Genomic DNA, 20,725 nt, shown 5'->3' on the forward strand with positions numbered 1-20,725 from the left:
CGCCCCTCGCTCAGCCGGCCAGAAGCGCGGCGTAGCGCGCAAGGTAGAGCGGCCATCCGCCGTCGTTGTCGACGCCCGCGTACAGGTCCTCCCAACCGGGGCCGTGACGGTCGAGGTGGCGATGCTCGAGCTCGACCCGCGTTCGGTGCGGACCCTCCGCCATGAAGCGGACCTCGACCTCGCTCGCGTTGGCGAGGTCTGGCTCAACCTGCCACGTCGTGCCGATGTCCCAGCTGAACACGAGGCGATGTGGTGGCTCGAAGGCGAGCACTCGGGCCCAGCGGCACTCGCTGCCGTCCACGCCGCGGTCGTACACGTGACCGCCGACGCGTGGCTCGAAGACCGTTTCGGCGATCGGCACAGGGAGCAGGTTGTGCTCGTGCGGCTTGATCTCGTCGAAACGCTCGGTGAAGACCTTGAATGCACGCTCCAGGGGAGCCTCGACCGTGATCACCTTCCGGACCACGGCATCTGCTGCGAGGGTCATTTCTCCTCTTTTTCAACTTCTTCAACGACTGACTCGTAGTTGGCGAGTGCACGATTCCAGAACATGTCGAGCTGGTCGCGCAGTGCCTGAACGCCAGCGGGGTTGAGGCGATAGACACGCCGGGTGCCCACCGTCTCGTCGCTGACAAGCCCGGTTTCCTTGAGCACCTTCAGGTGCTGGGAGACCGCGGGGCGGCTGACCGGCAACTGCTCGGCGAGCTCGCCAACCGGGCTGGGATGATCGGCAAGGCGCTCCATGATGGCGCGGCGCGTGGGATCGCCCATCGCGTCCCAGACGTCGCCCTGCCGTCCGTAAGTAACCACGAACAGTAAGTTAGCACTTACGGATGGGGGTTTCAAGAGCGCCGGGTGCGTGCTCGCCCTCGGTCCTACGCCGAAACCCCCGCAAACCGCCGAAACCCCCGGTTTGAGCCGGGGGTTTCGAAGGGTTTCAGAGGTTTCGCGATCAGGACACCGCTCGGATCAGCTGAAGTAGGTCTTCGGGTCGGCGTCGTCGAAACGCGCCAGGATCGAGGTAGCGATGTCGCGGAGTTTGACGTTCCTGTTCATGGAGGCCGTCTTGAGGACGTCAATGGCCTTCTCCTGTGAGCAGCCCGACTGGGCCATGATGACGCCCGCGGCGAGATCGATCGCGGTGCGGGATTCAAGGGCTGCGGCGAGGTCCGAGGCCTTGTCCGACTCATTCTCGAACCGCACGGCGAGGAGCACTGACTTCGCGGCAAGCGCGGCAAGATCTTCGGCACGGCTCTGCCCGTCGAAGCCGGGTTCAGAGCTGTAGCAGTTGAGGGCGGCGGACGCTTTGGCCGTAGAGGGCAGGGGAATCGGGGTGGCGAAGATCGAGCGAATGCCCTTGCCCTCCATAGCCTTCCGGTATCGCGGGTAGCGCTCGTCCTCGAGGAGGTCGGGGACGTTGATCGAATGGCCGGTCTTCACGGCGTCGGTGCACGGACCTTCGCCGCAGGAGTACTGGATCTCGTCCATTGCCGCGGCCATCTCGCCGCTGCTGGCGATCGTGTCCTTCCGGCGTTCACGCGAAACCGTCACGCTGCAGTGGACTTCGTCGGGCCCCGACAGATCGTCAGCCGCAACCTCACAGAGCCGCTGGAGAAACGTTGCGAGGTCGTCGCTGTCGAGCAGCAGATCAAGCAGATCCTCCGAGCCAGTGGCACTCAGCTCTTCCATTCCCCAACGATACCCAGCAAGCCCGCTCCGGAATCGAGGAATTCGCCGAAAACCGCGGCGTCCGGACTCCCCCGGACACCGCGGCTTCTCAGGTGGGTTTGGGACCTCAGCGCGTGCGGGCCACGGTCTGCCGTCCAAGCACCAGGCCCACGGCGAGCATCCCGATGCCCAGCACCAGGTGCAGCACATTGTCCGCGGCGTTCACGGGGACGAAGTTCCCTGCCATGTCGCCGTTGAAAATAAGGCCGTAGACGAAGAGCACCAGGTAGATCGCGCCGCCCCAGACGAGGTAGCCCTTCGCGGATCCCATGCTGCGGGCAAGGGCGAGACCGGCGACGCCGAACAGGACGTGCACGATGTTGTGCAGCACGGAGACCTGGAACAGCCCCAAGAGCATCGCGTGGGATCCGTGCCCCGCGAAGCTCAGACTGCCGACGTCGGACGTAATACCCGGGATGAAGCCCAGAATTCCGACGACCAAGAAGACCGCCCCCACCGCGGCGGCCGCGAGCTGCACGGGAGTGCGGTGCGAGATGACAGACGTTGACATGACTGCTCCTGTCGTTGCTGATCGAATGCCTGCACGCACACTTCGGAGCGGTTCGCGTCCCGGATTGGCCTCAGCTTCGGGGGATCACGTGATCGGCGCGAGGAGGATTGGCGCAGTGGTGGGCTGCGCCGACCCGGCCGCTGGCTCGACCGTCACCCCGAGGACCGCGGCGCCGCCCAGGCCGCCCGGCAGCTCATTCCACGTGCTCCCCTCCCCGAGCGCGACGAGTCCCGCGGGCTTCGCCGCCCCGCCGGCGTCGATGAGCCACAGCTCATATGCCTTCCCCGCAGGCGGCGCCGCCATCCCGATGGTCACTACGCCAGCCAGCTGCGCGTCCTTCGAATGGGCGATGAGCATGGTCGCCCCACCCGGAGCCGGAACTTCTTGGACCTTGGCGTCGGGTTCCGACAGGATCCTCTCGATCACGCCCGAGCGCGAGGCTTGGGCCGCCGCGAGCTCCCGGAGCGCCGCGTCGCGCTGCTGCTGGGCCTGGAAGCCCCACACCCCGGATCCGACTCCGGCGACCAGCAGGACCGCTGCGGCCGCGGCGAGCCATCGCGCAACAGGCGGGAGCGGACGACGGCGGCCCTCACCGAATCGCCCGACGCCCACCTCACGCCCGGCCCCCCTGCTTGCGCCGTCACCTTTACCGTGTAAAGGTGCCGGCGCAACGGGGGCGGGGGGCGCCGCGGGCGTCGCGGCCACTTGCGGCGTCGAGGCGATCTGCGCCATGAGGCGCTCCTTGAGGGCGGGCGGTGGCGCGACTGGGGTCGTCCCGGCGGCGAGCAGCGCCGCAGTCTCGCTCAGCTCGCGGGCCTCCTCCGCCGTCGGATCCCCAAAGGGAAGGGCACGCTCGAAGCGGCGCCGTTCGTCGTCGTCGAGCGCGTTGAGGGCATAGGCGCCGGTCAGCAGGTGCAGCTGGTCATCCATGGCTCACTCCCAACACGTCTCTCAGGCGGATCATCCCGTCACGGATTCTGGTCTTCACGGTGCCCAGGGGCAGGCCGAGGGCGTCGGCCACTTCGCCGTAGGTGTAGCCCCCGTAGTACGCGAGGCGGATGGCCTGCCGCTGGATGTCCGTGAGCGATTCGAGGGCCCTGTGGACGCGCTCGCTCTCCAGCGCGACCTCGACCTGGTGCTCGACGTCGTCGTAGCTCTCCTGGAAGTCCTTGATGCCCTCGCGGAGGTCACGATCCGCCGCGGCCTGCGCCGCCCGCACCCGATCCACCGCACGGCGATGCGCCATCACGGTAATCCACGCTCTCGCGCGGCCCCGGTCGGCGTCGAAGCGCTTGGCCTGCTGCCACACCTCGAGGAAGACCTCCTGGGTGACCTCCTCGCTCTGGGCCGGATCGCGCACCACGCGGAGCACAAGCCCATGCACAAGGGGCGCGAGAGCGTCGTAGAGTGACCCGAAAGCCCCCTGATCGCCCAGCGCCACACGGCCCATGAGCTCGTCTATGTCCGGTGCGGAAGCGCCCCCGGCGTCGCGATCCGGCATGTAGACAACTGTCTCACGTCTTCGCATCGCCCTCCTTGAACCAGGCCTTCCCGAAGGAATTCGGAGAGGACGGCGGCACGGATTGGGGCGGTGGGATCCATCACATTGTGCGGCGGCCGTGCGAGGCGCTTGGCTACAGTGGATGGCGGTGGCCTCAAAGCCGAGGCAACCCACCGTCCGACATCAAAGAAGGCAATGGCGCATGACCTTTGAATCGAACTCCGTCACCGTGAAAATCTGGGATCGCGAGACCGCACACCACACACTCGAAGCGGCCGTGGCCCACATTTCCCGCTCCGCCAACGCTCCGCGAGACCGCGTGAAGGTCATTCGCACGGGGCCGAACATCTTCACCGTCGGTGTCGGCGAGGAAATGGCGTAGCCCCTCGCCCGATGACCGAAAACGCCGTCGCACCCCATGGTGCGGCGGCATTTTCTTTGCCGATTCCCGACAGTCTCAGTGCGGCCCGGCATTCCGTGCATAGCGGGCAGCGGTCTCCGCCCCGCGTTGCCATGGGTCGCCGTGGCCGGGGAGCACCGTCGTCCCGCCCGTTGCTGCCACCGCGTCCAGGGATGCGATCGCCTGGGAGGTGTCCCTGGTCGCCGCCGACGCCACGATCTGAGGGCCGACCTTGCCGGTGTAGGGTCAAGCGTCACAAGCGCGTCGCTCCGCGCCCGCTGTGAGCACCTGCGTATCGGACACGCCCTTCACCGCGAGCGCCCCGGCAAACGCCATCCGCCCGAACTTGGGAAGCGAGCGCGGGTGGGGTGAACGGGTAGAGGGAGCGGTTGCGCTGCGGCGTGTAGCGGTAGGGGGAACCCGCCTCACCATTCGGCGACGGAACCATCCCGATGCCGCCACACCGGGTTCCGCCACCGGTGCCCTTCCGCCGCGCGCTCCACGACATACTCCTCATTGACCTCGATGCCCAGGCCGGGGCCGTCGGGGATCTTCACCATCCCGTCCTCGTAGGCGAACACAGAGGGGTCGGTGACGTAGTCGAGGAGGTCGTTCGAGGTGTTGTAGTGGATGCCGAGGCTCTGCTCCTGGATGAACGCGTTGTAGCAGCCGGCGTCGATCTGGAGGCACGACGCGAGGGCGATCGGGCCGAGGGGGCAGTGAAGCGCGAGGGCGACGTCATACGCCTCGGCCATGTGGGCGATCTTGCGGGCCTCGGTGATGCCGCCGCAGTGCGAGGCGTCGGGCTGGATGATGTCCACGGCGCCCGTCGCGAGGATCTCCTTGAAGTCCCAGCGGGAGTAGAGCCGCTCGCCGAGCGCGATGGGCGTCGGCGTGTTGCGCATGACGTCGAGCAGCGAGTTCGCGTGCTCGGAGAGCACTGGCTCCTCGATGAACATGAGCTTGAACGGCTCGAGCTCCTTGATGAGCACCTTGGCCATCGGCTTGTGGACGCGCCCGTGGAAATCCACGCCGATGCCGATGTTGGGGCCCACCGCCTCCCGAATGGCCTGGACGTTCTCAAGGCATCGTTCGACCTTGTCCCACGTGTCGATGTACTGCAGCTCTTCGGTGCCGTTCATCTTCACGGCGGTGAATCCCCGGTCGACGGCGGCCCGCGCCGCCGCGGCGGTCTCACCCGGGCGGTCCCCGCCGATCCAGGAGTACGTGCGGATGCTCTCGCGGACCTTCCCGCCGAGGAGTTCGTGGACGGGAACCCCGAGGGCCTTGCCCTTGATGTCCCAGAGCGCCTGGTCGATGCCGGCGATCGCACTCATCATGATCGGCCCGCCGCGGTAGAAGCCTGCCCGGTACATGACCGTCCAGAGGTCCTCGATGTTGCGGGGGTCCTGGCCGACCACGTAGTCGGAAAGCTCCTCCACCGCCGCGGCGACCGTCGCGGCGCGGCCTTCGACCACGGGCTCGCCCCAGCCGGTGACGCCCTCGTCGGTCTCGATCTTGAGGAAGAGCCAGCGCGGGGGAACGGTGTACGTGGTGAGCGACGTGATTTTCATGATGACTCCTGTTCTCGTCTAGCGGGAGGCGCTGCGCCACGCGGCCATGAGCTCAGCTGCGCGGGCGGCCACGTCGTCGGCACTGCGGCCGGGCTTGTAGAGGGTTGAGCCGATGCCGGCGCCCGCGGCGCCCGCCGCGACCCACGCGCCGAGATTGTGGGCATCGATCCCGCCCACGGGCAGCAGCTCGGTGCCGGGCGGCAGCACGGGCCGCCACGCCTGCATCCCGCCGATGCCCACGGAGTCCGCGGGGAACAGCTTGAGTGCGGTAGCCCCGGCGTCGATCGCGCCGAACGCCTCGGTGGGCGTCGCGACGCCCGGGTAGCTCCGCATCCCCGCGGCCACGGTTGCGCGAATGACCTCCGTGTTCATGTTCGGCGAGACCACCATGTCCGATCCCGCCTCCCTCACGAGCTCCACCTGCCCGGTCGTCAGGACGGTTCCCGCGCCCACGGCGCAGTCATCCGGCAGCGCGGCCCGGATGAGCTTGATCGATTCGAGCGGGTCCGGCGAGTTGAGCGGGACCTCGATGGAGCGGAAGCCCGCCTCGTAGAGCGTGCTTCCGATGGCTTCCGCCTCCGCTGGCGTGATCCCACGGAGGATGGCGACGAGTCCGGTGGTCATGGGGTCTCCTTGTCGATGGGTTCGCCTGCGCCGGCGATTCCGCTGCGGCCAACAATGCCCAAGGCGACGGCGGTGCGCCACAGACCCGTGGCAACGGCGTCCTCCGGGGCGAGCGTCGAGCGCACGCCGGCGCGCTTGAGGGCCCGTGCGTAGCGAGAGCCGAGTTGCGCGTTGGCGCAGATGGTCGCCTCATGGTGTTCCCCCATCCAGCTCCGAGCGAACCGCTCCACCTCAACGCCGATCATGAGGCCGGAGACGTAGTCCTTGACCGCCGTTGGCTCGAGTTGGCCGGCCATCACGAGGGTCCTCGCCGAGAAGAGCGTCGACGCGATGTCCGCGTCCCGTCCGAACGCGACGTCAAGGCCGCGGTCGAACGCCGCGATGTCAGGTTCCCGCGCGTCTTCGGCAAGCCTCGCGATGATGCTCTGCTGGGTGATCAGGCCGAACAGTTCGCCCGTCATGGAGGTCACGAAATCCGTCACCACTGTGCCCTCGAGTCGGACCCACTTCGTGTGGGTCCCGGGAAGGACGACGACGGCGGGCTGGGCCTTTGCTGACGACCCGCCCGCGCCGTGGGGCGCCTCCGGAAGCGCGCCGAGCAGCTGGGTTTCCTCGCCTCGGATGACATCGGGGAAGTCCTGGCCGCGGCCCTCCTTGAACAAGCCCGGGATGACGAAGAGCGGACCGTACGCGGTCGCGACTTCCGTCAGGTACTCAGGGCGGGACATAAGGTCCACGGGGAGGTTGCGATAGCCCGCCTCGACCCAGCCCTGATTGCTGCCCACCATGCCGGAGGCCACGAGCGGGAGTTGGGGGTTGCGTTCCAACCACGGCCCGCAGAGCTCCGCGAGCTCACGCTCGAAGGCGGCTTCCCGGTTCCCGGACTGAGTCAGTGCGAGGACTCCCCGTCCGCCAAGCCGCTGGTCGAGGACTTCGCCGTCCTCGCCCAAGAGGTAGGCCCGGCAGGAGGTGGTGCCCCAGTCGAGCCCGATGAGGCGGGGCGAGAGGTCTGTCATGGCGAGAGTCTTTCGAGAGCGTCCCAGAATGTCGAACGGCGTCCCAAATATAGGGATATGCTGCGGTAGTGCTGAATGATATTCCCCTGCCTGCGGGAACTCAGACTCTCGCGCGCGGGCTCGAGGTGATCCGCGCCGTCGCCCATGGCGCCACGGACCTGCGGAGCGTGACAGAGGCGACCGGCCTCGGACGGAGCACCGCCCACCGCCTGGTGCAGCTGCTCGAGCGCTATGGGTATCTACGCGTGGCGGCGGGCCGCGACTATTCGCTCGGGCCAACGCTCATCGAATTCGGATTCCGCGCCCTGCATCAGAATCCGCTCCCAGTTGTGGCTCGGCCGATTCTCGAAGAACTAGCCGAAAAGGTCCAGGACACGGTGCACCTCGCCATTGTCGACGCCGGGGAAGTGCTGTATCTCGACAAAATTCCCGGAAATCGAGGGGCCGAAATGCGGTCGAGAATCGGGCATCGCATGCCTTTGACGAAGACCGGAATCGGCAAGGCGCTCATTTTGGACCGTGCCGACGATTGGCGGGGTCTCTACGAAGCTGAACATCGTGGAGGCGCAGACGGAGCCGACGAATTCCTCGAGCGGATGGAGGACTATCGGCGGCATGGAGCGGCCATGGATCTCGAGGAGAATGAGCCGGGAATCCGATGCGTTTCCGCGCCCATTCGGGACGCCGGCGGAGCCATCGTTGCCGCCGTCAGCGTTTCCGCGACGAAGCCTTTCATGCCAGCGCAGCGCATGCGCGGCCTCGTGCCGGTGGTGCAGACTGCCGCGCGGTCGATCTCACGGTCGCTGGGATACGGGGGATGATGATCTCCGCGCCTCCTGCCGTGGTGGAGCCGGGGAAAGGGAGGGTGGTTACGGCTACTGGCGTGCGGGTAGTGCGGGGGAATGAACCCGGTCCACGTCGGCCTCTTGGCCGATCCCGCCTCGCCGACCGACGTTGCGCGCCGGATCAGCGACCTCCAGCCGAGGGGGGAGGACCGCGACGCCTGGGACATCGAGATCGTCAGCGAGTCGTTCACCACAGACTGCGAGGATGTCAATACGGCCTTGGGACGGCTGCGAGACCAAGCCCGCCAGCACGATTGGGACCTCCTCATCGGCCTGACGGAGCTCCCGCTTCGCGATGACGACGGCCGGTACCTGCTGACCAAGACCGACCCTGAGCGGCTCACGGCGGTCCTGTCACTTCCCGCGCTCGGCGGCCTCCGTATGCATACGCGTGCCCGCCACGCAGTGCGCTCTCTCGTGGGCGGCATGGCTGAGCCCGCCTCGAGGGACGAGCACCGAGTGCCCCTCCCTCGCTTGAGCGGCCGCTGGCGCTTGCTCCTGGGCATGGTGCTGGCCAACCGTCCGTGGCGCCTCGTGCCCGGGCTCAAGTCCGCGCTGGTGGCTGCGCTGGCCACCGGAGCCGTTGCCACGGTCAACTCCACAGTCTGGCTGTTGGCCGGCTCACTGTCGTGGTGGCGCCTTGCCGTGGCGACGATCGCCTCCATAGCGCTCATCGTCGGTTGGCTTGTGATCGACGGCGAACTGTGGGACCGCCCCGACAACGACTCCGCCGAGGCGAGGGAGAGGTCCCGGCTCTACAACACCTCCACACTGCTGACCCTGACCATAGGGGTGTCGATCTGCTATCTGGCGCTCTACGTTGTAAATCTCGCCTGGGCTCTTTTTGTCCTCGACCCCGAAGTGATGGGTCGTTACCTCCACACGTCAATCGGCTACGGCGACGTGTTCGTGCTGACCTGGTTCGTCGCGTCCGCCGCGACCGTCGGCGGCGCCCTCGGTAGCAGTCTGGAATCGGACGACGCGATCCGCGCGGCCGCCTACTCAAAGCGCGAGGAGGAGCGACGCAACCGACTCGCAAACCACTCCAAATAAACCACGCTTCCCTCGGCCCGCCCGCCGAGCGGGGGCCTCCTTCTCCGACGCAATAGGCGCGAGTGCCAATTCGTCGACCGAAGCCCATGCCCTAATACACTTGCAAGTTGTATTTGTTTTGTACGGAAAGAAATCTCCGCACATCCCTCGACACCTCCGGCTAAGCATGCTTAGCTTAATTGGTCAATCAGTTCAGGCCGTAATCCTTATTCTCCCATTTCCCGCCTGCCCAAATTGGGCACACCGCAGCTGGCACGCGCATCGCCTGTTCAGGGCACACACAGCAACATTCTGGGGCCGCAAGGTGCCGAAATGCGGCATTCGCTTGGCCAAAATTGATTGGCCAGGATTGAAATGGCATTACCAAAAAGGAGTGGAACAGTGAAGGCAGTAGTGTACAAGGGCCCGAACGACGTCGGCGTCGAGGACGTGCCGGATGCCAAGATCGAACACCCCGCCGATGTGCTGGTGCGGATCACCACCACGAATATCTGCGGCTCCGACCTTCACATGTACGAGGGCCGCACCAGCTTCGAACCCGGACGTACCTTCGGTCACGAGAACCTTGGCGAAGTGGTCGAGACAGGCGCGGCCGTGAGGAAGGTCCAAGTGGGCGAGCGTGTTGTGCTGCCATTCAATGTCGCCTGCGGATTCTGCAAGAACTGCGAGCGCGGCTTCACCAACTACTGCCTGACCATGCAGCCCGAACCCAAGCTTGCCGGCGCAGCCTACGGATTCGCCGATATGGGCCCGTACCAGGGCGGGCAGGCCGAGTACCTCCGTGTGCCGTACGGGGACTTCAACTGTCTGCGCTTGGGCGAGGACGCCGACGAGAAGGAGCTCGACTACGTCATGCTCGCAGACATCTTCCCCACTGGCTGGCACGCAACCGAGCTGGCCGGCGTCTACCCGGGCGACTCCGTCGTCATCTACGGCGCGGGACCGGTCGGACTCATGGCCGCCTACCCGGCCATGATCAAAGGCGCCGGGAAAGTCATGGTGGTTGACCGCCAGAGCGACCGTCTGAAGCTGGCGGAACAGATCGGTGCCATCCCCGTGAACGATTCGGAAGTGGACCCTGTCGAGTTCGTCAAGGACCAGACCATGGGATTCGGCGCAGACCGGGGCTGCGAATGCGTCGGCTACCAGGCGCACGATACCGGCGGAAACGAACATCCGAACCTCACCCTGAACCGACTCGTGGACTCCGTCCGCTTCGTCGGCGGCCTCGGCGTCGTCGGTGTATTCCTGCCCCAGGATCCGGGTGCCCCCGACGAACTCGCACAGCAGGGTCAGGTGGCCTTCGACTACGGAACCTACTGGTTCAAGGGACAGACGATGGGCTCGGGCCAGTGCCCCGTGAAGAAGTACAACCGGCCCTTGCGCGACCTCATCGCGGCAGGAAAGGCCAGCCCATCCTTCGTCGTCAGCCACGAGCTGCCCCTGGATCAGGCCCCCGAGGGCTACCGGAACTTCGACAACCGGGAAGACGGCTGGACGAAAGTCGTCCTCCACCCGGCGGGAGCCTGAGAGAGAAGCCGGAAAGGACGGGATCCTGATGCGAGCGATGGTTTACCGCGGCCCGTACAAGGTCCGGGTCGAAGAGAAAGACATTCCGAGGATCGAGCACCCGAACGATGCAATCGTGCGGGTCAGCACGGGCGCCATTTGCGGGTCCGACCTCCACCTCTACCACGGCATGATGCCGGACACGCGGGTGGGGACGACGTTCGGGCACGAGTTCGTGGGCGTGGTGGAGCAGGTCGGTCCGTCAGTTGAGCGGCTCAAGCCCGGGGACCGGGTCATGGTGCCGTTCAACGTGTACTGCGGCTCCTGCTACTTCTGCTCGCGCGGCCTGTACTCCAACTGTCACAACGTCAATCCGAATGCAACGGCGGTAGGAGGTATCTACGGCTACTCCCACACCTGCGGAGGTTACGACGGCGGTCAGGCCGAATTCGTGCGAGTCCCGTTTGCTGACGTCGGACCGGGATTGATCCCGGACTGGATGGACGAGGAGGACGCCGTGCTGCTCACCGATGCCCTGCCCACCGGCTACTTTGGCGCCCAGCTCGGGGACATCGTGGAAGGCGACACCGTGGTGGTGTTCGGCGCCGGCCCGGTGGGACTGTTCGCCGCCAAGTCCGCATGGTTGATGGGGGCCGGACGGGTGATCGTGATCGACCATCTGGAGTACCGGCTGGAAAAGGCGAGGTCCTTCGCACACGCCGAGACGTTCAACTTCACGGAGTACGACGACATCGTGGTGCACCTGAAGAAGGAAACCGACTTCCTGGGCGCCGACGTGGTGATTGACGCCGTGGGAGCTGAGGCGGACGGCAACTTCCTCCAGCACGTCACCAGCAGCAAGCTCAAACTGCAGGGCGGTTCCCCCATCGCCCTCAACTGGGCCATCGACTCAGTCCGCAAAGGCGGCACCGTGTCCGTGGTGGGCGCCTACGGCCCGATCTTCAGCGCCGTGAAATTCGGCGACGCCATGAACAAGGGCCTGACCCTGCGTATGAACCAGTGCCCAGTCAAGCGCCAGTGGCCGCGGCTCTTCGAGCACATCCGCAACGGCTACCTGAAGCCGAGTGACATCGTCACCCATCGCATCCCACTGGAACACATCGCGGAGGGCTACCACATCTTCTCCGCCAAGCTGGACAACATCATCAAGCCGCTCGTTGTCGCAGGTCAGCCCTGAAGGAAGCGCACCATGTCTGAGATTGCCACGCCCTACATCGCCAGCAAACCCGCCCGCAGGAAGTCCGCCGAAGACCTACGGTCACAGATCCCAGGATGGGGCGCTGACCTCGACCCTGCCGACCGGCCCTCCTACCCCCGTGAGCAACCCGGCATTGAGACCGGCGCGCACTGGGACTTCCCCGAACGCCAGCCCGAGAAATGGCCGCGGGAACGGTCCGTCGAGCACGCCTTCCTGCCCCCCGTCTTCGGGACCTCCACCCCTCCTGCAGGCGTCTCCGGCGCCATCCGGAAGCACGCCTACAAGTACAGCGAGGGCCGAGCCGCGCACTGGCTGCTGCTCGTGGCGGCCGACAGGATCGATGCTTGGGAACATCACCTCCGCTCGTTCGCTTCACACCGCCCAGACAACCCCGTTACCGAAACGGGGGTGCTCAGCGAGCTCTCACGCAGCGGTGCCCGGTCCCGGTTCGGGCAAAAGCGCGCTGACGTCAACCACCAGTGGATCGACCCGATCATCGTCGGCGGCCCGTGGGCGCTGGCCGTGGGCGCCCTCGCCGCGGCCGCGCTCAGGACTCTGCGAAAGCGCCGCATGGCCTGACCCGAGCCCAGTCCCACTACTCCACTGCTGCGCCGAGCCGATGTCGTCTTTGAAGGGCGCAGGCGGACGGCCCGTGACTCCGGGGTCGAGGACGAAGATCGCCCCCGCGTGCACCTCGTCCGCCTGCTGCCGCTGCGTCAGTCCGGCGCAAGCCGAGGTGATGAACAGCTGGTTGAGGTGCGGGCCGCCAAAGGCGACGCTGGTTGGACGGGTCACTGGAACCTTGATCGTCTCCAGGAGGTGACCGTCTGGACTGAAGCGCTGGACGCACCCGCCGTCCCACATTGCGACCCAGATTGTACCTTCGGCATCCACGGCCATCCCGTCGGGGGTGGCCAGCGGGTGCGGAAGATCGACCAGCATTCGGCCGTTCCGTATGCTTCCCGTTTCAACGTCGAAGTCGTACGCATCGATCCGGCGCATGCTCGAGTCCGTGAAATAGAAGGTGCGCCCATCGGGACTCCAATCAAGGCCGTTGGAGATGGAGACGTCCTTGAGGACCGGGGTCGCGCAGAGATCGGGCCCGACGCGATAGAGGGAGCCCTGCGAGGGCGAAAGGTCCGCTGCCATCGTTCCGGCCCAGAGCCGACCCGCCTGGTCGCACGCGCCGTCGTTCATCCTGTTGCCGACGTTCTCCGCCTCAATAGGCGCGACGATCTCGAATCCACTGCCATCCGACTCGACGAAGGCGATCCCGTCGCGCACCGCACACACCAGCCCTCCCGAGGTTCGGCGAGCCACCATCCCCACCGGCTGGCCCAGTCGAATCCTTCGGTCGCGGCCGGTGGTGGGATCCCAGAAGTGGACGCTGCCAGCGAAGAGATCGACCCACAGCAGCTGAGAATGCTGTTCGTCCCACCAAGGGCCTTCGCCCAGCTCAGCGTGAGCTTCTAGTGCAATCTCCACCGGACGCATCAGTCCTCCTTGACCTGGGAAAGCGGTGATTGCCGCGGTCCGGGCCCGGTCGACGAGGCCGGACCCGGACCGACGCGAGATTCACGCAGCGATGTCGAATTTTCCGCCGGTGAGGGTGTACTTCCCGAGCGCTCCGTCGGGGAATTCGATCCCAAGACCCGGCACCTCGCGGGCCTCGACGTAGCCGTCGGTGATAGTGAGCGGTTCCTCGAGAAGCCCGTCCCAGCCCGGCCCGCCGTAGGCATCGAACTCGATCATCGGCGCGTTGTCACAGCTCAAAATCATGTGCAGGCCGGCCGCCAAGGCGATCCCCGTGCCGGAGCTGCATGCAATGTGCGGAACACACCAGAGGTTCCACGAGCTCGCCATGTCGGCGACTCGCTTGCACTCCGAGATTCCGCCGACGCTTGTGCAGTCCGGCTGCAGGACATCGAAGGTCCGCCGTCGCAGCAGGTCCAGGTACTCGAACCGCGTGAGCAGCGACTCGCCGCCGGCAAGCTTGAGGGATACCCGGTCCGCGAGCCAGGAATGATCGTCGATGTACTGGGTGAGGCTGCGGGCCAGGATTGGCTCCTCCAGCCAAAGCACTCCGAGGTCCTCGAATTCCTTCGCGAGCGTGAGCGCCTGCCGTCGGTCGAAGGCCATGTTGGCGTCGACCATGATGTCGACGTCAGCCCCCACGGCATCGCGCACGCGGGCGACCATGTCGACTCCGCTGCGGATGCTCGGCCCGTTTCGCAGCTTCATCGCGTGGAAGCCCTGCTCCACTGCGCCGATGCATTCGTCCACAATCTGCTCTGTCGGCTTGAGTGAAGGTGCGTAGTAGGCCTTCACCTTGGACTTCGCAGCTCCGAGCAGGCGGTACACCGGCTGGTTGCTTGCCTTGCCCAGAAGGTCCCAGAGCGCGATGTCGATGCCGCTGATGGCGTAGGTCTCGATGCCGCGTCGGCCCCACATGTGGGTCGCATCAAGCATGTCCTGCCAGATGGACGCCACGTCCAGCGGGTCGCGCCCAACCAGCATCGGACCGAGCTGCTGGTTGATGATTGGACCGACTGTGGGGAAATACTCAGCAGAGAATCCTGCCTCGCCGATCCCCTCAATCCCCTCGTCGGTAGTGACTCGGACGACGATCCCGCCCTTGACGTTCACCTCCATGGCGCCCCATCGCAGGGGCTCGTTGAGGGGAACGCCCACAGGGAAGGCTTTGATCTCCGTGATCTTCATGATCTGATTCCTTTCGCGAGTGTTCGCATCCGCAGACTGGCGGGGCCGCAGACTCCGGCCGGGGACGCCGGCCCCGCCAGCCCTCCCTACGGCTCGCGAGGGGCAGACTGCCTCAGGTGTGGGATGAGGTCGTACCAGTCGTACTCGCCCTCGTAGAAGTAGGGCGTGGTGTCGTACGTGCCGTCCATGGTGTCCTTGAGCGACTTCGGACCGGGGAAGCCAATGACCTTCCACCCCATCTGGTCCTTGTTCCCCCCGTAGACCGGATCGCCATAGAAGCCCTGGCGGGTGTGGAGGCAGATCGTGTCGAAGAACGAGAGGTTCTCGTCGAAAGATCCCTGGAGGAAGGTCGTCACCGGTTCCTTGGTGCCCAGGGTGACCTTCTGGGGCTTCGGTGCCCCCGAGAGCGCGATGAGCACCTGGTCCTGCTGTTCTTCCGTGAGCTCCACGAAGGTCTTGTCGTCCAGGTTGCGCGAGATCTCATCGAGGGTCTTGACCCCCTGCCTGTACAGTTCCTGCATCTTGAACTGGCGACCGCGCCACGCGTCGGCGTGTTTGCCGGAGAGCTTGAGGAAGCCGGAGCCGTCGGCGGAAGCGAAGATGTAGTCGATGCCAGAGACGTACCTGTCAATGAAGACCACGACACGCGCCTCCTTTGCCCCAGGATCCTCGTCCGTCGGCATGATCCGAGCTGTCGCGGCCTCGACGGTGTCCCATTCGTGCTGGGTGAAGAACAGCCGCTCGTCCGAGTCCGGGTCGACCGGCTCACCGAAGGTTTCCCACTCTGATTTGAGAGTCATTGCAATGCGTCCTTTCCCTTAGGCCGGCTGCTTGAGCCGCTCGACACGGCCCTTGGAATAGGTGTTGGCGATGTAGTCCGAGCAGCGCCACGCATTAGCCATCATGGTCAGCGTGGGGTTCACGCCGGTGGCCGTGGGGAAGCCCGAGCCGTCGACGACGAAGAGGTTCTCCACGTCGTGCGCCTGTCCCCACTCATTGAGCACGCTCTTCGACGGATCAGTGCCCATGCGAGCGGTACCGTGCTGGTGGCAGGTGTTACCCGTCATCTTGTCGAGGTAGACCGGCACCGTCTTGCGCGCGCCGGCGGCCTCGAGGATCTCGGCGTTCTTGTCGACCTGCCACTTCCCCATCGCGATGTCGTTCTTGTGCGGGCTGTGGGTGATGCGCGCAACCGGCAATCCCCACGCGTCCTGGTGAGTGGGGTCGAGGTCCACGCGGTTGGATTCGACGGGCATGTCGTGAAGGATCAGGCCGATCTTCATCGCGTAGTTGAAGTAATTCCGGTCCGCATCCTTGAGCGCCTCGCCCCACGTGGGCCGGCCGGGGAAGACCCAGTTGACCGGGTGGCACGTCTGTGAAGCGGAGATGATGCAGCCCCCAATGTGCCCGCGGTTCTCGTCCGTCTCGTAGAACTCGAGGGACCCGCCGGAGATGTAATTCCCGGCGAAGCCGTTGAGCGGCTCGTCAATCTCGTTGTCGAACAGGCCGACCGCGAAGAGGTACTCGTGGAAGGTCGCGTTCTTGCCCACGAGCCCCGAGCTGTTGGCCAGACCCTCGGGGAACTGCGCCGAGCGCGAGAGCAGGAGCAGCCGGGCGGATTCAATCGCCCCCAAGGCCAGGATGACGACACGGGCGTCCTGTTCCACCTCGTTGCCGTCCGGGTCGACGTAGATGACACCGGTGGCCTTGCCATCCTTACCGAGCTTGACTTCGCGGACGAAGCTCTCGGCGCGGACTTCGAAGTTGCCCGTGGCGAGCGCTTCGGGGATGAACGTGGTCAGCACATTCGACCGCGCCCCAGATGGGTCGCCGTACTGGTTCCAGAAGCTCGTCTTGTTGAACGGGTCTCGGCCATTGTGGTCGTTGGTGACCATGGCATGCGGGATCGGGAACGCGTTGATGCCCATCTTGTTGCAGGCGTCATAGAACCGCTTGCCATACCGGGTCGGGCGCAGGGGCGGGCTGGGGTAGCCCTTGGAGCGGTACGGCTCGTACTTGTCCGCACCGGCGATTCCGGAGACCCCAAACGCCCATTCGACCTTGGTGAGGTAGGGCTCGAGGTGCTCGTACCGGAACGGCCAGTCGGCCAGATTCATGCCTTCGATGTCTCCGTGCAGGGTGCGGAGCATGAAGTCCGATTCGCGGGGACGCGGAACCCATCCAGCCCAGTGGTTGGTCCCGCCGCCGACCATCTGCGGGGTTGGGGAGAACGCGAAGGGCTGGGCGACCTCTCCATCGTTGTACCGAAGGGTGCGCGGGAACAGCGTCGGATCAGGCCACATGTAGTTGCGGTTGACGAACTTCAGCTCGTCGCCCGAGTAGTGCTCGTGGGCCCGAAGCCACGGACCGCGATCGAAACCGACGACCTTGAGCCCAGCTTCGCTGAGCACCTTCGCGGCGGTGCCGCCGTTGGCACCGAGGCCGACGACGACGGCGTCGACCGGCTCTGGCTTCTTCCTGATAGGCATTGAATTACTCCTGTTGGGGGTTGAGAGAGTGGGCGAAGGCTCTCGCCTAGGACACGGCGACGCCGGTCTCGTATCGGCTTCCGGCCGGGTCCCCGGCAAGATCGGTGGCGCGGTTGTGGGTGGAATGCTCCGAGCCTGCGGCGCGGCCCTCAAGATGGGCGATGATGGCCCGCGTGAAGTCCGGGAGGTCGACCGGGGTGCGGGACGTAATGATGTTGCCGTCCTCCACGACTGGCTGGTCCACCCACGTGCCACCCGCGTTCTCGACGTCGTCCTTGATCGGCAGGTAGCCCGTGGCCTTCCTGCCCTTGAGAGCGCCGGCCGAAACGAGCACCCAGCCGCCGTGGCAGATTGCGCTCACAAGCTTGTCCGACTCGTTCATCTGACGGACGAAGCCAATCATCTCGGGATGAAGGCGCATGTTGTCCGGGGCGAAACCGCCGGGAACGACTACTGCATCGAACTCCGCCGGATCCGCGTCGGCGGCCGCGCCGTCGACCTCCATCGGGTAGCCCTCCTTGCTCTTGTAGCTGTCCTTGGTCCCGCTTCCGAGGACGCGGACGTCGGCACCTGCCTCCTGGAGCCGAAGCAGCGGGTACCAGCCCTCGAGGATCTGGTACTCGTCTTCGATCAGCAGGGCGATCTTCAATCCGTTGAGGCTCATGATTTTGACCTTTCTTGGTGGTGTCTTGACGTTGGCCGCCCTCGCGGGGAGGGGACGTGATGCTGGACGGGGATTCGCTGGAGAGTACCCGCAGGTGGACATTCATCAGGTTGTCAGGTGGTCTGAACTCTTCCGTATCCGAAAGGGGGTGTCAAGGGTCCTTTGGCGGACCCCGCCCGCTAGAGCAATGCGCGCGCAGCGGAGCGCACCAGCATGGCGGCAGAGGCGGCGCCAGGATCGATCACACCCCGCGAATTCTCGCGTGCATAGCTTGACTTGCCCTTTCGCGCGACCATGTCCGCAGTCGCGTCTCGGCCCGCTTCTGCGGCAGCTGCGGCTGCTCCTAAAGCCGCTGCCAGCGACTCCTCCCCCGCCTCTACCTGCTCTCTTAGGGCATGAATCGCGGGGGCCAATGCGTCATACATCGTCTTGTCGCCCTGTTTGACCTTCCCGCGTTCTGCGACGCCGTCGCCCGCAGCCTCGAAGGCCCGCACGAGCAGCTGGGCGTCCACAGTGCCCGCCCCACCGATTGTCCGCGCCATCCGAAGGAAGATGGTGCCGTAGAGTGCTCCGCTCGAGCCGCCCACCGAGGAGACAAGGTGCATCCCCACGTCCTTGAGGAATTCTGCGGGAAGCGCCTCCTCGTTCCATTCGGGAATTTCCCTGAGAAGGCTGCTCATCCCACGGTGCATGTTCGAGCCATGATCTGCGTCACCGCTCGCAGCGTCGAGGTCACTGAGGGCCTCGTGCTCATCGAGGATCTGGTGGGCGAAGTCGAGAACCCATCGTCGGAGGTTCTCGGTATCAAGCCGCTTGTTCAGAGTCTCCATACTGTCTCTCATCTCCCCCATCGAAGTGCAACGGTTTCCACTGGCGCATCCCACAGCCGGCTGAGTTCTGGATCGAGTTCCAGGAAGGTCACGGCCACTCCTGCCTGGTCGAGGGACGTCACGAAATTCCCCACGAGCTGGCGCACGATACGTGCGCCCCTCGCTTCCGCCGCAGCGCCTAATTCCCCAGCCATGAGATACAGCTCCTGATGCGGCGTCCCGCCCATTCCGTTGACAAGCATGAGAAGGTCGGCTCCGGAGGGCGGAGCGAGGTCTGTGAGGACCTCATCGACCATGAGCTCGGCTATGTCGCGAGCGGTCTGCAGCGGGACCCGTGCGCGCCCGGGTTCCCCGCTGATGCCGATACCCAAGTCCATCTCGGCATCGTCCATCTGGTAAACCGGCTTGCCCCGAAGGGGTGGGGTGCAGGACGAAAGGCCGACGCCGAAGGTCCCGGAGCGGTCCACGACCCGCTGCGCTATGGCTTGCACCTCGGAAAGGCCAGCGCCCTCCTCAGCCGCCGCACCGGCGATCTTCTCCACGAGCACTGTGGCGCCCAAGCCGCGCCTCCCGGCAGTCTCCCCGTCGTCGGGGATGGAGACATCGTCATTGACGATGACCTGGGCGACCTCGATGTCCTCGAAGTACAGGATCTCCTGCGCCATGCCGAAGTTCATCACCTCGCCGGTGAAGTTCTTGATGACGTGCAGGACTCCCCTGCCCATGTCGGCGCGGCGGGTGGCGGCGGCTATCTGGTTCGGCACCGGGGAGGTGAAGACTTGGCCCGGGACCGCCGCGTCGAGCATCCCATGCCCCACGAATCCTGTGTGGGTGGGCTCGCAGCCGGACCCACCGCCTCCCACCAAGCCGACCTTCGGCGTCATCGGGAAGTTCTTCCGTTGGAGCACGCGATGGTCGTCATCCCATTCGAGGATGTCATCGTGGGCGCGGACAAGCCCGCTCAAATAGTCGTCCACGACTCTCGCAGGGTCGTTCATGAATTTTTTCATCAGCTCTCCCTGAGGCCCCGGCACTTCATCGTCCGGCGGGCCCTCATCCAGTTTGATGTTAGACATCAGGTGGTCGGACCAGCAGTCTCTCCCCCCGACCGCGGCCCCGTCAACCCCCGTGAAGCTTCTCGTCGTCATCGGGGATCGCTTCTGGGACACCATCCCGCATCACGTGAGCGACATCACGGAAAGGTGTTGACAGCCTCTTAGCCCTCTCGTAGTGTTCAGACCACCGGATCACCTGCCATCCAGATCCCCGTCATTTCTGAAATCGGCGCCCTTGGCAAAGCTTTGGAACGGCCGAAGGCGGAGGAGCCAAGGCTGCAACGCTGCAGGCGCCACAACAGGAGGAAAGAACATGTCGTCCCTCGACTACACCTACGAAAACATCGACAAGGTCATCGACCGGTCGCACTACCTCGCCCCCACCATCGATCCCAAGAAGACCATGCTGCTCGTGCTCGACATGCAGAAGGCCTGCGCTGAAGAGGGTGGCGCCATGTACATCCCCAGCGTCGGCGGCGCACCCGAGGGCAAGGACGTTATCGAGCCCGTGAAGAATGTCCTCGACGCCTGCCGCGACAAGGGCATCCCGGTGGTCTGGTCACTCTGGGGCCTGCGCCGGGACGGCAAGGACGCCGGCTACGCGGACGTCAAGTGGGGACTTGAGGGTCAGCTCGGCACGTTCCCGGGGTCTTGGGGCAACGGGGGTGACGAGCTCGTCGACGAGCTGAAGCCGCTCGATGACGAACCGGTGATGCGCAAGCACCGCTTCTCCTCGTTCTACGGCACGCCGCTGAACGAGTACATGCGCCGTGCTGGTGCGGACACCCTCGTGGTCGCCGGCCTCTCGACCGCGAACTGCGCGCTCACGACCGCGATTGATGGCGCGAATCAGGACTACAAGATCATCGTCCTCGCCGACGCGACTGCGGCGATCCCCTCGGGCAAGGACGACCCGCTCGGCTACGGCCAGCACTGGGAAGCCCTTCGCAACATCCAGGCGAACCACGGCGACGTGCGGACGAGCA

The 20,725-nt window shown here is 65.5% G+C and carries 22 protein-coding genes and 1 pseudogene; 7 read left to right on the forward strand and 16 right to left on the reverse strand.

The genetic code is table 11. The annotated features are described in order from the left end of the window. Positions 1 to 10: 10 nt before the first annotated feature. From ACTHL9_RS09715 to sigK, 6 genes are all read right to left on the reverse strand, one after another. On the reverse strand, positions 11 to 487 hold the full coding sequence (locus ACTHL9_RS09715; protein ID WP_440518686.1) for an SRPBCC family protein: 477 nt from the start codon (positions 485 to 487) through the stop codon (positions 11 to 13). Beyond that, the gene (locus tag ACTHL9_RS09720; RefSeq protein ID WP_440518687.1) at positions 484 to 810 is read right to left on the reverse strand and encodes an ArsR/SmtB family transcription factor; all 327 of its coding nucleotides are present in this window, start codon (positions 808 to 810) and stop codon (positions 484 to 486) included. The genes ACTHL9_RS09715 and ACTHL9_RS09720 overlap by 4 nt, the downstream gene beginning before the upstream one ends. 159 nt (positions 811 to 969) lie before the next feature. After that, positions 970 to 1,689 carry a GAF and ANTAR domain-containing protein gene (locus ACTHL9_RS09725; protein WP_440518689.1) on the reverse strand — a complete coding sequence of 240 codons (720 nt, stop codon included), beginning with the start codon at positions 1,687 to 1,689 and terminating at the stop codon, positions 970 to 972. A 106-nt stretch (positions 1,690 to 1,795) separates the two neighbouring features. Next, complete coding sequence (locus tag ACTHL9_RS09730; protein ID WP_440518691.1) at positions 1,796 to 2,239, reverse strand: DUF4383 domain-containing protein; 444 nt, start codon at positions 2,237 to 2,239, stop codon at positions 1,796 to 1,798. Positions 2,240 to 2,323: 84 nt separating this feature from the next. Continuing rightward, positions 2,324 to 3,169 carry an anti-sigma factor domain-containing protein gene (locus ACTHL9_RS09735; RefSeq protein WP_440518692.1) on the reverse strand — a complete coding sequence of 282 codons (846 nt, stop codon included), beginning with the start codon at positions 3,167 to 3,169 and terminating at the stop codon, positions 2,324 to 2,326. After that, positions 3,162 to 3,740, reverse strand: coding sequence for an ECF RNA polymerase sigma factor SigK (gene sigK, locus ACTHL9_RS09740; RefSeq protein WP_440518693.1), 579 nt, complete (start codon positions 3,738 to 3,740; stop codon positions 3,162 to 3,164). The genes ACTHL9_RS09735 and sigK overlap by 8 nt, the downstream gene beginning before the upstream one ends. 202 nt (positions 3,741 to 3,942) lie before the next feature. On the opposite strand from sigK, the gene ACTHL9_RS09745 reads away from it, so the two are divergent. Then, positions 3,943 to 4,122, forward strand: coding sequence for a hypothetical protein (locus tag ACTHL9_RS09745; RefSeq protein ID WP_440518694.1), 180 nt, complete (start codon positions 3,943 to 3,945; stop codon positions 4,120 to 4,122). Between the two features lie 443 nt (positions 4,123 to 4,565). Here ACTHL9_RS09745 and dgoD read toward each other — a convergent pair whose 3' ends face one another. From dgoD to ACTHL9_RS09760, 3 genes are read right to left on the reverse strand one after another with little or no spacing between them, the layout of a single operon-like run. Continuing rightward, positions 4,566 to 5,714, reverse strand: coding sequence for a galactonate dehydratase (gene dgoD, locus ACTHL9_RS09750; RefSeq protein ID WP_440518695.1), 1,149 nt, complete (start codon positions 5,712 to 5,714; stop codon positions 4,566 to 4,568). 18 nt (positions 5,715 to 5,732) lie between these two features. Next, the gene (locus tag ACTHL9_RS09755) at positions 5,733 to 6,338 is read right to left on the reverse strand and encodes a 2-dehydro-3-deoxy-6-phosphogalactonate aldolase (RefSeq protein WP_440518697.1); all 606 of its coding nucleotides are present in this window, start codon (positions 6,336 to 6,338) and stop codon (positions 5,733 to 5,735) included. Then, positions 6,335 to 7,354 carry a 2-dehydro-3-deoxygalactonokinase gene (locus tag ACTHL9_RS09760; protein WP_440518698.1) on the reverse strand — a complete coding sequence of 340 codons (1,020 nt, stop codon included), beginning with the start codon at positions 7,352 to 7,354 and terminating at the stop codon, positions 6,335 to 6,337. Before ACTHL9_RS09760 ends, ACTHL9_RS09755 begins: the two co-directional genes overlap by 4 nt. 68 nt (positions 7,355 to 7,422) lie before the next feature. Here ACTHL9_RS09760 and ACTHL9_RS09765 point away from each other — a divergent pair, with 68 nt between their 5' ends. The 5 genes from ACTHL9_RS09765 to ACTHL9_RS09785 all read left to right on the forward strand — a co-directional run bounded on the left by ACTHL9_RS09765 (position 7,423) and on the right by ACTHL9_RS09785 (position 12,559). Further along, positions 7,423 to 8,175, forward strand: coding sequence for an IclR family transcriptional regulator (locus ACTHL9_RS09765; protein WP_440518700.1), 753 nt, complete (start codon positions 7,423 to 7,425; stop codon positions 8,173 to 8,175). An 81-nt stretch (positions 8,176 to 8,256) separates the two neighbouring features. Continuing rightward, complete coding sequence (locus ACTHL9_RS09770; protein WP_440518702.1) at positions 8,257 to 9,252, forward strand: hypothetical protein; 996 nt, start codon at positions 8,257 to 8,259, stop codon at positions 9,250 to 9,252. Between the two features lie 381 nt (positions 9,253 to 9,633). Next, complete coding sequence (locus ACTHL9_RS09775) at positions 9,634 to 10,782, forward strand: glutathione-independent formaldehyde dehydrogenase (RefSeq protein WP_440518704.1); 1,149 nt, start codon at positions 9,634 to 9,636, stop codon at positions 10,780 to 10,782. Between the two features lie 28 nt (positions 10,783 to 10,810). Then, positions 10,811 to 11,959, forward strand: a complete 1,149-nt coding sequence (locus ACTHL9_RS09780; protein WP_440518706.1) for a zinc-dependent alcohol dehydrogenase — start codon at positions 10,811 to 10,813, stop codon at positions 11,957 to 11,959. Positions 11,960 to 11,971: 12 nt separating this feature from the next. Further along, a complete protein-coding gene (locus tag ACTHL9_RS09785; protein WP_440518708.1) occupies positions 11,972 to 12,559 on the forward strand; it encodes a hypothetical protein in 588 nt (195 codons plus the stop codon). Between the two features lie 162 nt (positions 12,560 to 12,721). On the opposite strand, the pseudogene ACTHL9_RS09790 reads toward ACTHL9_RS09785, so the two are convergent. From ACTHL9_RS09790 to ACTHL9_RS09820, 7 genes and pseudogenes are all read right to left on the reverse strand, one after another. After that, positions 12,722 to 13,474 (reverse strand): annotated as a pseudogene (locus tag ACTHL9_RS09790) (SMP-30/gluconolactonase/LRE family protein); the annotation flags it as partial. Positions 13,475 to 13,555: 81 nt separating this feature from the next. Further along, complete coding sequence (locus ACTHL9_RS09795) at positions 13,556 to 14,701, reverse strand: mandelate racemase/muconate lactonizing enzyme family protein (protein WP_440518710.1); 1,146 nt, start codon at positions 14,699 to 14,701, stop codon at positions 13,556 to 13,558. Positions 14,702 to 14,787: 86 nt separating this feature from the next. After that, positions 14,788 to 15,501: a gluconate 2-dehydrogenase subunit 3 family protein gene (locus tag ACTHL9_RS09800; RefSeq protein WP_440518712.1), complete on the reverse strand. Its 714-nt coding sequence runs from the start codon at positions 15,499 to 15,501 to the stop codon at positions 14,788 to 14,790. A gap of 18 nt (positions 15,502 to 15,519) precedes the next feature. Further along, positions 15,520 to 17,190: a GMC family oxidoreductase gene (locus ACTHL9_RS09805; protein ID WP_440518713.1), complete on the reverse strand. Its 1,671-nt coding sequence runs from the start codon at positions 17,188 to 17,190 to the stop codon at positions 15,520 to 15,522. Positions 17,191 to 17,236: 46 nt separating this feature from the next. Next, complete coding sequence (locus ACTHL9_RS09810) at positions 17,237 to 17,854, reverse strand: type 1 glutamine amidotransferase domain-containing protein (RefSeq protein WP_440518715.1); 618 nt, start codon at positions 17,852 to 17,854, stop codon at positions 17,237 to 17,239. A 179-nt stretch (positions 17,855 to 18,033) separates the two neighbouring features. Continuing rightward, entirely contained in the window at positions 18,034 to 18,684 is a 651-nt protein-coding gene (dhaL, locus tag ACTHL9_RS09815; RefSeq protein WP_440518717.1) for a dihydroxyacetone kinase subunit DhaL, read from the reverse strand. Positions 18,685 to 18,692: 8 nt separating this feature from the next. Next, positions 18,693 to 19,694: a dihydroxyacetone kinase subunit DhaK gene (locus ACTHL9_RS09820; protein ID WP_440518718.1), complete on the reverse strand. Its 1,002-nt coding sequence runs from the start codon at positions 19,692 to 19,694 to the stop codon at positions 18,693 to 18,695. A gap of 358 nt (positions 19,695 to 20,052) precedes the next feature. On the opposite strand from ACTHL9_RS09820, the gene ACTHL9_RS09825 reads away from it, so the two are divergent. After that, positions 20,053 to 20,725, forward strand: a 673-nt coding sequence (locus tag ACTHL9_RS09825; RefSeq protein ID WP_440518719.1) for a cysteine hydrolase family protein, incomplete at its 3' end; no start/stop codon positions are given.

The organism is Sinomonas sp., assembly GCF_051955515.1.
Lineage (GTDB): Bacteria > Actinomycetota > Actinomycetes > Actinomycetales > Micrococcaceae > Sinomonas.